We start from the raw sequence: 11,910 nt of genomic DNA on the forward strand, positions 1-11,910 counted from the left end.
GATATTTTATTATGAGATAAATCAAGTAGGTTGACAATTTAAATATTGTTTTAGATAAATTAAAAATTGTATTAATTTTATACAAAAATTAACCAAAGATATTTGTAAAAATTTTAAAATTTAAATTAGACTTTTTTATCCATTCCCATATTTAAATCAAAATTTTTTGTATGTATATCAAATTTTGATTTAATGATATCTCCAACAAAGAAATTTGCACTTAAAAGACCTGCTTTATTGATATTTTTTTTAAGTTTATGCGCATTTTCATAAATATTTTTTCTAAATTCTTTATTTTCTACCATTATATTTATATCTATATATTTTTGATTATTTAAGGCGATTAAAATTTCTAAATTGCCAAGTTTTGAAAATTCAAGTTTAATTTGAGCAAAAAATTTATCTTTTTTTCCTCTTTTAAAGATGATTTTAGAATCATTTAAATCATCCCAAGAGAAAGGTATATGAGTATTGATAGAGTTATTAGCTAAAGACATTAATTGATTGATTTCAATTTGTGCAATAAGTCTATTAGCTTGATTGAAAATAGCTTCATTGTCTGTTGTTTTGGCTAAATTTGAAATTTGAAGCAAGGTGGATTTTATGTCGTTGTGTATATCATAGTTTATATCATTTTGTGTTCTTGGTTTAATATTTTGTATATCTTTTATAGAAAGATTAACCTTATGATCAAGATTTTTTAGCTCTATTAAAAGATTTTTAGCATTTTTGGAATTTGGATCAAGCTGTTTTAAACTTTCTTCAATTTTTTTAGAAAATGAAGTTAAAGCCTTGCTTAAATCTTCTGTTTCATTTAATACTTCTCCATTGTTTAAAAAAATTAAATTTTTAACATTTTGTTCGTTTAAATTTTCATTTTTTATAAGATTATTAAAGATATTTTGATTTAAAAATTCGTTTTTGTGAGTGGTATTTTCTATATTTATATCCATTTTTTGGGAATTTTTTATTTCTTTTTGTGGTATCTTATCTTCATTTTTACTAGTTTTTATCTCTTTTTTATCATTTTCCTTTTTTTGTGTTGTTGGTATTTTTTCTTCTATATTTTCTTGTTCTTCTTCTATATTTTTTTCTTGTTCTTTTATATCTCCTTGTTTTTTTATCATTGTATCTTTTGAATCTTCTTTAGTTTCTATTTTATTATTTTGTTCTTTTATTGTTTTATCTTTTGAATCTTTTGTTTCTAATTTAATATCTTTGGTATTAATTTGATTTTCTTTTTTTTCTATTGGAGTTGTAGTTTTGAAATTTTTTTCATTATCTGGTTTTTGATATTTGTTTTCAATAATGTTTTTTAAAATGCGTTCGAGTTTATCTAAGCTTTGCATAGCTTGTTTAAGAATTTGAGGATTTTTAATTGCTATATTTTGAGGTTTGCTAAGATCTTTTATAAAGTCTTTTTTTAATGCATTGATTTCATTTAAAATTCTATTTGCCACTGTAATAATTTTTTTTTGAGAGAATTCAGGATTTTTATTAATATAGTTTTTAAAATTTGTAATTTTTTTACCTAAGTTTATTAAGGCGTTAAAAGAACTATTTTTTAAAATTTGTTTATTTTCATCGATATTTTTTTCTATAATACTTTTGAGTTTTTCTAAACTTTGTTTTGGGCTTAAATTTAATGAATCAAGTTTTAAAATTTCATTGATAATACTTTCTTTGCTTAAAGATTTAATTCCATTGACAAGAGTATGAAAACTTTTGGGTAAAAGATCTTTATTAAGAGAATCTTTTAATTTGGCTTCAAAAAATATTCCAGAATTTTTAAACAATAACGCTACATCATTGTTTTTAACTTCTGCCATAGGTTTTAATAAATTTTGTAATTTATTCAATACTTGTGAAAATTGATTATTTTTTGAAAGTTCTTGTATTAGAGTTTTTAATTCATTTGCAAAATTTGGAGCAAGATTTAATCTATTGGCTTGTTTTAAAACAGGAGAATTTGGGTTTTTTTGGGCATTAATTTGATCAAGAAGCTTATTGATTAATTCTTTAAATTTTAAATCAGTTTTATTTTGTATAAATTTTTGTATATTTTCTTCAGAATCTATAACTTTATCTAAATTTTGTTTTAAGGTTTTATTTAGAAGATCTTTGGGATCTAATTTATCTTTTGATATAGTATCTTTAGAATTTGAATCAGGTTTAATTTCATTTTTAAGTTTGTTTCCTATTTGATTTGTAAGCGCTGTATTAATCATCATCTTATCTTTAATATTTTTATTTTTTTAGAAATAAAATTTGGTTTATTGATGGCAAAAATAAATAAAAATGCAAATAAAAATGCATAAAAATATATAAAACCATAAAAACTCAAATATTGCATTAAAATACCTAAGATTAAAGGAGAAAGTAAAGATCCTAAAGAATAACAAAACAATACTCCACGCCCAAGTTCTACTATATTATCTTTTGAAGTTAAAGCATCGTTAGCACGAGCAAGTGCTAAGGCATAAAGACAAAAAGTTCCAAAACCTAAAAAGAAAGCTAAAAAATACTGAAAATAAATATTTGGTTTAAGAAGCAAAAAACATAACATAGTTAAAAAACCTATGAGAACGCAAATAATAATAGCAAATTTTCTTCCTAATTTATCGGAAATAAAACCCATAATTGCTTGAGCTAAAAATCCTCCTAAAGTTGCACAAGCTATAAAATAAGAAACAAATTTTGTATCATAGCCTTGCAAAATGATAAACAAAGAAGACATAGAAAAAAATCCCCCAATGAGTAAGCCCCCAACAAAACTTGTTGCAATAGCTAATGGAGCTATATTAAAAATTTTAGGTATAGAAATAGGATGAGGTTTTGGTATTGCTGGTTCTTTAATCTTGATTAAATTTAAAGGCAAAGAAGAAAATAAAATCAAGCTAGCACTTATAATAAAAATAGTATATTGATTTAAATTTAGAGCTAAAATTAAAGTTCCTAAGGCATAAGAGAAGTAAAAAATTATTTCATAAAAACCTAAAATTCTAGATCTTGTAGCATTTTTAGATTTTTCGTTAAGCCAAGACTCTATAGCCATAAGCAAGCCATAATAGCAAATTCCAATTAAAAATCTTAAAAAAGCCCAAAAAAATAAATTATTACTTAAAGCATGTAAAATAGCAGAAATTCCAAAAATAGAAACAAAAATTCCAAAAGATCTAATATGTCCTATTTTAGATATAATTTTATGAATTCCTATTGTTGCACATAGGGCACCTATAAAAAAACAAGAACTAATCACTCCTATCATTAAAGAACTTGAGTTGTTTTCTTTTAAAATAACTCCTATAGAGCTCATCATCAAGGCATTTCCAGCAAATAAAAAAGCCATAGAGGCAAATAATGCCATTAAAGATCTAATAATTCTTGTTAAACTCATATTTTACACATAAAGCAAATATTATAATACATATTAATAAAGCCGAAATTCCACCCAAATAAGCAAAAGTAGAAAAAATGCCTTTGCGATTTAAAAATAAAAATCCAGCGACTAAAATTCCATAAGCTAATAATTTAAATAAAGTAAAAAACAAAGTAAAATTTTGTATTTTATCTTTAAAATTCAGTTTTAAATCGTCATTTACCTTTTTAAATTTTATAATTTTTTGATCTTTTTTATAATTTTTAATGAAAATATTTGGTATTTGATCAAATTTATATTTATATGTATTTTTTACAATATTCTTTTGATAATTAAAATAAGAAATAATGATGATCAATAAACTACTAAAAAAAGCAATTTCAAAACTTAAAATATTTTTTTGGTTTAAAGAATAAGTAAAAAAAGAAAGTCCATAAAAAAATATATGGACTATAATAAATAATAAAAATAATTTTTTTTTATCTTTTGTTTTCATTTTTTATTTTGAAATTCTTCATAGCTTTTAACTTGTGCTTTATAGGCTTTATATACATTTAAAATAGCTGCTGCTATTCCCCAAAAAATTCCAAGCCAAAAAAGAAAGGTAATTCCTGTAATCTTTTTTAAAAAATAACCCAAACCTATGCCAAGGATAATAGCTACAACGATAGAAATTCCAAGACTTAAACCATTTGCAGCCTCTATGCTTTTTTGAATAATTTTTTTTCTTTTGCTCATAATTTTTTAAAACTTTCTCTTGCGGCTTCTAGTGTAATATCAATGGTTTTTTGATTCATTTTTGAACAAATAAAACCTGTCTCAAAAGAAGAAGGAGCTAGATAAATTTTATTTTTAATCATATTTTGATGAAATTTAGCAAAAAGTTTTAAATCAGATTTTAAGGCATCTTGATAATTTTTTACTTCATTTTCATTAAAAAAATATCCAAACATTGAGCCAACATAAGAAGTTTGCAACGCTATACCTTTTTCTTTAGCGAGTTGTTTAAGTCCTAAAGTCAATTTTTTGGCAAGTTTTTCAAGTTTGTTATAGAGATTTTTTGTATTTTTTGCTTTGCTAATGCTTGCAATTCCAGCCGCCATAGCCAAAGGATTACCACTTAGTGTTCCTGCTTGATAAACTCCGCCTAATGGGCTTAAATAATCCATAATTTTAGCTTTTGCAGCAAAAGCTGCTGCTGGCATTCCTCCGCCAATAACTTTACCAAAAGTTACGATATCAGCTTCTATTTTATTGATTCCATATGAACCTAAAAATGAAGCCCTAAATCCACTCATTACTTCATCAAAGATGAGTAAAGTTTCATTATCTTTACAGATTTTAGTCAATTCTTTTAAAAAGTCAATTTCTCCTTTTACTAAACCCATATTTCCAGCTATAGGTTCTATAATAACACAAGCTATATCTTTATGCTTATGAAAAAGTTCTTTAACGCTTTCTATATTATTATAAGTTGCTACTAAAGTTTGCTTTGCAACATCTTTTAAAACTCCTAAAGAGCTAGGAGAATTAAATGTAGCAGCTCCGCTTCCAGCACTTACTAATAAAGAATCAGAATGTCCGTGATAACAACCTTCAAATTTGAGAATTTTATCTTTTTTTGTATATCCTCTAGCAAGTCTTATAGCACTCATCGTTGCTTCTGTACCACTATTTACGAAACGAATTTTATCAAGATGAGGAAAAGATTCTAGGATAAGTTTTGCAAGCGTGGTTTCAAGTAAAGTAGGGGCACCAAAACTTGATCCTTTTTTTAAAGCTTTAATGCAAGCATTTTGTATATCTTTATCACAATGTCCAAAAAGTAATGGACCCCAACTCTGAACATAATCAATGTAAGCTTCATTATTGATATCATAAATATAAGCCCCCTTGCCATGATCTATAAATAAAGGATTGCTTTGAACGTTTAAAAAAGCACGCACAGGAGAATTAACTCCACCTGCTATAAATTTAGATGATTCTTCAAAAGCTTGTTTATTTGTCATTATTTTTCCTTATGATTAATATAATTATATAAAGTTACTATTTCATCTTCAGTAAGAGAATAACTTGGCATAATAGATTTTGAATCTTTTTCTTGAGTAAGAGCTAATTTAAATTGTTCAAAACTCAAATTTTGAATGCTTGGAATTTTATAAGGTATTTTTGTATCTTTTTTGGTGATATATCCTAGAATTTGCTCATCTCCATTTTTTCCGTGACATTCTTTACAGCTGATTCCTCTTGGGTTTTCATATAGCATTTTAGCGTATTCTCTCATAGTGATAAAATCTTCTGCAAAAAGTCTTGGAAAAATAAACAATATTATAAAAATAAGTCTCAAATTCTACCTTGTTAATAAATTCTTAATATGATACAATTTTTATTTTAAAAAATGTATAAATTTAAAAAGGAAAGCAATGGTTTTACTTGATGGCAAAGCTTTAAGTTTAAAAATAAAAAATGAATTAAAACTTAAAGTATTAGAGCTTAAAGAAAAATCTATAGAACCTTGTTTAGCTGTTATTTTAGTTGGAGATGATGAAGCAAGTAAAGTTTATGTGCAAAATAAAATTAAAGCTTGTGAATTTTGTGGTATTAAATCGCTTTCTTATCATTTAAAAAAAGATATAACTCAAAATGAACTTTTAGCCCTTATTAATACTTTAAATTATGACGATAGTGTCCATGGGATTTTGATCCAACTTCCTTTACCTAGTCATATTAATAAAGATATTATTTTAGAAAATATTGCAAGTTCTAAAGATGTTGATGGTTTTCATCCTATAAATGTAGGATATTTAAATTTAGGTTTAGAAAGTGGCTTTTTACCTTGTACACCTTTGGGGGTAATTAAACTTTTAAAAGCTTATGATATCCATTTAACAGGACTTGATGCTGTGGTTATTGGAGCTTCTAATATAGTAGGGCGTCCTATGGCAACCATGCTTTTAAATGCTGGTGCTAGTGTAAGTATATGCCACATTAAAACAAAAGATTTAAATTTTTATACAAAAAAAGCTGATTTGATTGTAGTAGCTGCGGGTTGTGCTCATTTATTAAAGGCTGATATGATAAAAGAAGGTGCTATTATCATAGACGTTGGTATTAATCATCTTGATAATAAAATCGTAGGTGATGTTGATTTTGAAAATGTTTCAAAAAAATCAAGCTATATTACACCTGTTCCTGGTGGTATAGGCCCTATGACTATAGCAATGCTTTTAGAAAATACAATTAAATCAGCAAAAAATAGACTTTAATTTAGGAAAATTATATGCAATTTTTAAAGAAACTTTATCATTTTTCTCAATCTTGGACCGGAACTATTGTTATCGTTCTTTTGGTAATATTCTTTTTTATTCAAGCTTTTGTTATTCCTTCTGGTTCTATGAAAAATACTTTGTTGATTGGAGATTTTTTATTTGTAAAAAAATTCAGCTATGGTATTCCAACCCCGCATATCCCTTGGCTTGAAATTCCTGTTTTGCCCGACTTCAATAAAAATGGACATTTAATTTCTGCAGAAGGTCCTAAAAGAGGGGATATAGTAGTTTTTAGAAATCCTAAGAATACTAAAGAACATTATGTAAAACGCTGTGTAGCCTTAGGACTTGATCGTGTAGTTTATGCTAATAAAACCTTATATATAAGGATGCACGAAGGTGATGATTTTATGAAAGAACACTATAAAGATGATATAGTTGTTTTAGGTGGAGAAATTTATGTTAAAGAACCTTACAAACAAAAAGGTATTCACTATGATCCACATAAAAATATAGAAAGAGAAATTTTAGAATATATGATGAGAAGTGATTTTGCTATGTCTCCTATCTATTTTAAAGAATTAGGCACCAATGTGGGCTTTAATGGTGGTAATGCTTATATTTTTGATGTTCCAGAAAATGAATATTTTATGGTGGGAGATAATAGAGACAATTCTTATGATAGCCGTTTTTGGGGAAGCGTGCCTTATAGTTTGATTGTTGGAAGTCCTTGGTTTGTATATTTTTCTTGGGATGAAGAAAAAAATGTGCGTTGGGATAGGGTAGGACGTTTTGTAGAAACTCTAGAAAGCGATGAATATTTTGATAAAAATTCAAATCAGATTTCATCACAATGATACCGAGTCTTATTAGATTTATAATTATATGCTAATATAACTTTAGTGTTATAGACTAAACAAAATTAAGTATATTTTTTAAAATAATACTTGACAAAATATCACTAAAGTTATATAATTATCAAAAATTATAGATTTTTTAAGAGTTTGACAATGATAAAAGTTGAGGATAAAAGAGAATTAATTTTAAAATCTATCATCGAAACTTATTTGTTAGATAATACACCTATAGGTTCTAATGAATTAAATTCTAGTCTTTGTATTCCAGCTTCTACTATACGTGTATATCTTAAAAAGCTTAGCGATGAAGGACTTATAACTCAAATTCATATTAGCAGTGGTAGAATTCCTACTATTTTAACTATGCAAAATTATTGGAAAAATGAGCTTGATATTGATAGTGAGCTTGATATTAAAAATGAAATATTTTTATATCATTTACTTAAAGAATACAAGATTTATTGTTTAGTTTATGGCGGTAGAGATCTTATTTTAAAAGAAATTTTTAACTTAAATAATAAATTTATTGTTTTAGATTTTGAAGAAAATGAAATCGTTTTAAAATATAACATTCAAGCTTTTGATTTTTTAAAAACTTTAATAGGATTAAATCTTTTTGATTTAGAAGATATAGTTTTAAAAGTTAAATTTTTTGAACTTGCTCAAAAAATTTCAAATTTAAAACAAGGTTTAATTTATAGTAAAATCAATGAACAAAGAGCTTATCAAATTTATCAAAACGATGAATTTGCTAAGCTCTTAGATTGTGCAGTTGATAGAAAATTCGGCGAAAGTCTTCAATTTGAACCTTTATTTAAAAAAGGTTTTATGGGATTTAAAATCAATGCGCAGTTTTTGGGCAAAAGTGTAAATATTATCTTCGCGGGTAGTGTTTATACGGATTATAATAAAGTTTTAAAACAGATAAAGGAGGCTGCGTGAATCAAGAAAACAATGAAGAAATGATTGAAAATAATCAAGAAATAGAACAAGAAAAGCAAGAAGAAAGCAAAGAAGCCATTTTACAAAAAGAATTAGATGAACTTAAAGATAAATATATAAGAGCTAATGCTGAATTTGAAAACATTAAAAAAAGAATGGAAAAAGAAAAAATTTCAGCAATGCTTTATGCAAATGAAAGTTTTGCCAAAGATTTGCTTGATGTTTTAGACGCATTAGAAGCAGCTTTAAATGTTGAAGCAAATGATGAAATAAGTTTAAAAATTAAAGAGGGGGTTCAAAATACTCTAGATTTATTTATGAAAAAGCTTGAAAAAAATGGTGTAAAATCCATAGATGAAATTAAAGAATTTGATCCTAATTTACATGAAGCTATGTTTCACGTAGAGAGTAAGGATCATCAAAGCGGAAGTATTATACAAACTCTACAAAAGGGTTATAAAATCAATGATCGTGTAATACGACCAGTAAAAGTTAGTGTAGCAAAATAAATTATTATAAAGGATATAAAATGAGTAAAGTTATAGGTATAGATTTAGGAACAACCAATTCTTGTGTTTCTGTATATGAGCGTGGCGAAAGTAAAGTAATTCCAAATAAAGAAGGGAAAAATACAACTCCTTCTGTAGTTGCTTTTACAGATAAAGGTGAAATTTTAGTTGGTGATAGTGCTAAGCGTCAAGCAGTAACTAATCCTGAAAAAACAATTTATTCTATTAAAAGAATAATGGGTCTTATGATAAATGAAGAAGCAGCAAAAGAAGCCAAAAACAGACTTCCGTATCATATCACTGAAAGAAATGGAGCTTGTGCTATAGAAATTGCTGGAAAAATTTATACTCCACAAGAAATTTCAGCTAAAGTTTTAATGAAATTAAAAGAAGATGCAGAAGCTTTCTTGGGTGAAAAAGTTGTTGATGCGGTTATTACTGTACCTGCATATTTTAATGATGCTCAAAGAAAAGCTACAAAAGAAGCAGGAACGATAGCAGGACTTAATGTTTTAAGAATTATCAATGAGCCTACCGCTGCAGCTTTGGCTTATGGTCTTGATAAAAAAGATAGTGAAAAAATCGTTGTTTATGATTTAGGTGGAGGAACATTTGATGTTACTGTGCTTGAAACTGGAGATAATGTTGTAGAAGTTTTAGCAACTGGTGGTAATGCTTTCTTAGGTGGTGATGATTTTGATAATAAATTAATTGATTTTCTAGCAACTGAATTTAAAAATGAAACAGGCATAGATCTTAAAAATGATGTAATGGCTTTACAACGTTTAAAAGAAGCTGCAGAAAATGCTAAAAAAGAATTAAGTTCAGCTAATGAAACTAATATCAATTTACCATTTATTACAGCTGATGCAAGTGGTCCAAAACATTTAACTAAAACAATCACTAGAGCAAAATTTGAAAGTATGATTGAAAGTTTAGTAGCCGAAACTATTACTAAAATCAATGAAGTGGTAAGTGATGCAGGACTTAAAAAAGATGAAATTAAAGAAATCGTTATGGTAGGGGGCTCTACTCGTGTTCCTTTAGTTCAAGAAGAAGTTAAAAAAGCTTTTGGAAAAGATCTTAATAAATCAGTAAATCCAGATGAAGTTGTAGCAATTGGTGCTGCAATTCAAGGTGCGGTTATAAAAGGTGATGTTAAAGATGTACTTTTACTTGATGTTACTCCGCTTTCTTTAGGTATTGAAACTTTAGGCGGAGTAATGACTAAGATCATCGAAAAAGGCACTACTATACCAACTAAAAAAGAGCAAGTTTTCTCAACTGCAGAAGACAATCAAAGTGCAGTTACTATCAATGTTTTACAAGGAGAGAGAGAATTTAGCCGCGATAATAAATCTTTAGGAAATTTCAATCTTGAAGGAATTCCACCTGCACCACGTGGTATGCCACAAATCGAAGTTACTTTTGATATCGATGCTAATGGTATTTTAACTGTAAGTGCAAAAGATAAAGCAACAGGAAAAGCTCAAGAAATCAAAATCACAGGTTCAAGCGGTTTAAGTGAAGAAGAAATTGATAAAATGGTAAAAGATGCAGAACTTCACAAAGAAGAAGATAAAAAACGTAAAGAAGCTGTAGATGCTAGAAATTCAGCTGATAGCCTTGCTCATCAAGTAGAAAAATCTCTAAATGAGCTAGGAGAAAAAGTTGCAGATGATGAAAAAGCAAAAATCCAAAAAGCATTAGATGATTTAAGAGAAACTCTTAAAAATGAAAGTGCAAGTAAAGAAGAAATCGAAAGCAAAATGAAAGCTTTAAGTGAAGTTTCTCATAAATTAGCTGAGAATATGTATAAAAAAGATGAGTCAAATACAGCAAATGATAAAAAGAAAAAAGATGATGATGTAATCGACGCTGAAGTCGAGTAAAACTCTCTCAATTCTTCAATCAAGCCTTTTTAAAAGGCTTGATTCAATTCTATTTTATCTTATTTAATTTTTAAATATCTTTTAGTGATGATTTTGTATAATTTTTTTATTAAAATACGAGGAAATCATTTTTAAAATTTGTTCTGATTTGTCAATTCTTTCATTATCTTCGTTAAATCAAATATTTATAAGAATTATAAATTTTATATTTGTTTTTGTTTGTATGTTTATTTTTATTATTTATGTTTAGTTATTTAGTTTTATTTGTTATTTTTAATCTTTATTGCTTTAAATTATTATTGATTTTATATTTTTATTTTTAATTACTATTATATTTTTGTATTGCTTTTTAATTATTATTTGTATTTATTTTATATTGCTTTATAACCTATATGTTATTTGTATTATTTTATATTTTAACTTTCTATCATTTAATTTTATTCTATATTTAAACTTATGATTTAATTTATTAAGTATTTTTAAAAGAATAAACCCCAAACAACTTAAAGTCATTTAGGGTTAAGGAGATTAAACTAGTTCTTTATATTTATTCTAATTTAGAATTATTTATATTCTTTTACCACACATAATTAAATTGAGCAAATCCTGTATGAGTTTTACCATCTTTATCAAACATTCCATTGTAGTTTAAGCTAAAGTAGAATGCTTCATTCACAGGAATAATTACTGAAGTAGTTACAAATTTTTGAACTCTTGGTAGATCAAATGTATCACTTACTTTAACACTACCAAATCTAGCTTTAGCTTTTACACTAGGATTGATATTAAATTTAGCTCCAAGTTCTAATGAAGTTTTTAAATTTGGTAACCAATCTCTAAACCATGTAAAGCTTGTTTTAGTAGAGAAGAGATTTAAATAGTTTGCATAGGTTCTCTCTCCTCCATTAACTGTAGCTTGACCTATAGTATCTTTCATAGAAAAAGCTTCTGTATAACCTCCTTCATAGGCTAAACCAACTTCAGGTGAGAATATATCTTTATCTTTAATAAAATTCATACCTAAATTAGCATTAAGTCCATAAGCATAAGAATTAGGTTCAG

11 protein-coding genes and 1 pseudogene are annotated in these 11,910 nt (G+C 26.5%); 5 read left to right on the plus strand and 7 right to left on the minus strand.

What is annotated here, in order from left to right; translation table 11 throughout:
• Positions 1-125: 125 nt before the first annotated feature.
• From GQV94_RS03940 to GQV94_RS03965, 6 genes are read right to left on the minus strand one after another with little or no spacing between them, the layout of a single operon-like run.
• Complete coding sequence (locus tag GQV94_RS03940) at positions 126-2,228, minus strand: flagellar hook-length control protein FliK (RefSeq protein ID WP_200169704.1); 2,103 nt, start codon at positions 2,226-2,228, stop codon at positions 126-128.
• Positions 2,228-3,397, minus strand: coding sequence for an MFS transporter (locus GQV94_RS03945; protein WP_200169706.1), 1,170 nt, complete (start codon positions 3,395-3,397; stop codon positions 2,228-2,230). Before GQV94_RS03945 ends, GQV94_RS03940 begins: the two co-directional genes overlap by 1 nt.
• Positions 3,375-3,875, minus strand: coding sequence for a hypothetical protein (locus GQV94_RS03950; protein WP_200169708.1), 501 nt, complete (start codon positions 3,873-3,875; stop codon positions 3,375-3,377). The genes GQV94_RS03945 and GQV94_RS03950 overlap by 23 nt, the downstream gene beginning before the upstream one ends.
• Positions 3,872-4,117, minus strand: coding sequence for an AtpZ/AtpI family protein (locus GQV94_RS03955; RefSeq protein WP_200169710.1), 246 nt, complete (start codon positions 4,115-4,117; stop codon positions 3,872-3,874). The genes GQV94_RS03950 and GQV94_RS03955 overlap by 4 nt, the downstream gene beginning before the upstream one ends.
• Positions 4,114-5,388 carry a glutamate-1-semialdehyde 2,1-aminomutase gene (gene hemL, locus GQV94_RS03960; RefSeq protein ID WP_200169712.1) on the minus strand — a complete coding sequence of 425 codons (1,275 nt, stop codon included), beginning with the start codon at positions 5,386-5,388 and terminating at the stop codon, positions 4,114-4,116. Before hemL ends, GQV94_RS03955 begins: the two co-directional genes overlap by 4 nt.
• Positions 5,388-5,726, minus strand: a complete 339-nt coding sequence (locus GQV94_RS03965; RefSeq protein WP_210328634.1) for a hypothetical protein — start codon at positions 5,724-5,726, stop codon at positions 5,388-5,390. The genes hemL and GQV94_RS03965 overlap by 1 nt, the downstream gene beginning before the upstream one ends.
• A 76-nt stretch (positions 5,727-5,802) precedes the next feature.
• Here GQV94_RS03965 and folD point away from each other — a divergent pair, with 76 nt between their 5' ends.
• From folD to dnaK, 5 genes are all read left to right on the plus strand, one after another.
• A complete protein-coding gene (folD, locus tag GQV94_RS03970; protein WP_200169714.1) occupies positions 5,803-6,645 on the plus strand; it encodes a bifunctional methylenetetrahydrofolate dehydrogenase/methenyltetrahydrofolate cyclohydrolase FolD in 843 nt (280 codons plus the stop codon).
• Positions 6,646-6,659: 14 nt separating this feature from the next.
• Complete coding sequence (gene lepB, locus GQV94_RS03975) at positions 6,660-7,505, plus strand: signal peptidase I (protein ID WP_200169716.1); 846 nt, start codon at positions 6,660-6,662, stop codon at positions 7,503-7,505.
• A 156-nt stretch (positions 7,506-7,661) separates the two neighbouring features.
• On the plus strand, positions 7,662-8,447 hold the full coding sequence (locus GQV94_RS03980; RefSeq protein ID WP_325099502.1) for an HrcA family transcriptional regulator: 786 nt from the start codon (positions 7,662-7,664) through the stop codon (positions 8,445-8,447).
• A complete protein-coding gene (grpE, locus tag GQV94_RS03985; RefSeq protein WP_200169719.1) occupies positions 8,444-8,956 on the plus strand; it encodes a nucleotide exchange factor GrpE in 513 nt (170 codons plus the stop codon). Before GQV94_RS03980 ends, grpE begins: the two co-directional genes overlap by 4 nt.
• 20 nt (positions 8,957-8,976) lie before the next feature.
• Complete coding sequence (dnaK, locus tag GQV94_RS03990; protein WP_200169729.1) at positions 8,977-10,848, plus strand: molecular chaperone DnaK; 1,872 nt, start codon at positions 8,977-8,979, stop codon at positions 10,846-10,848.
• 577 nt (positions 10,849-11,425) lie between these two features.
• Here the strand turns inward: dnaK and GQV94_RS03995 are convergent.
• Positions 11,426-11,910, minus strand: a pseudogene (locus GQV94_RS03995) (autotransporter outer membrane beta-barrel domain-containing protein); the annotation flags it as partial.

It is taken from the genome of Campylobacter sp. TTU_617 (assembly GCF_016599045.1).
Taxonomy (GTDB): domain Bacteria; phylum Campylobacterota; class Campylobacteria; order Campylobacterales; family Campylobacteraceae; genus Campylobacter_D.

Excerpts from the sequence above, each read along its gene's own strand:
- GQV94_RS03940 (WP_200169704.1), bottom strand. The coding sequence starts at position 2,228 with ATGATTAATACAGCGCTTACAAATCAAATAGGAAACAAACTTAAAAAT.
- GQV94_RS03945 (WP_200169706.1), bottom strand. The coding sequence starts at position 3,397 with ATGAGTTTAACAAGAATTATTAGATCTTTAATGGCATTATTTGCCTCT.
- GQV94_RS03950 (WP_200169708.1), bottom strand. The coding sequence starts at position 3,875 with ATGAAAACAAAAGATAAAAAAAAATTATTTTTATTATTTATTATAGTC.
- GQV94_RS03955 (WP_200169710.1), bottom strand. The coding sequence starts at position 4,117 with ATGAGCAAAAGAAAAAAAATTATTCAAAAAAGCATAGAGGCTGCAAAT.
- hemL (WP_200169712.1), bottom strand. The coding sequence starts at position 5,388 with ATGACAAATAAACAAGCTTTTGAAGAATCATCTAAATTTATAGCAGGT.
- folD (WP_200169714.1), top strand. The coding sequence starts at position 5,803 with ATGGTTTTACTTGATGGCAAAGCTTTAAGTTTAAAAATAAAAAATGAA.
- lepB (WP_200169716.1), top strand. The coding sequence starts at position 6,660 with ATGCAATTTTTAAAGAAACTTTATCATTTTTCTCAATCTTGGACCGGA.
- dnaK (WP_200169729.1), top strand. The coding sequence starts at position 8,977 with ATGAGTAAAGTTATAGGTATAGATTTAGGAACAACCAATTCTTGTGTT.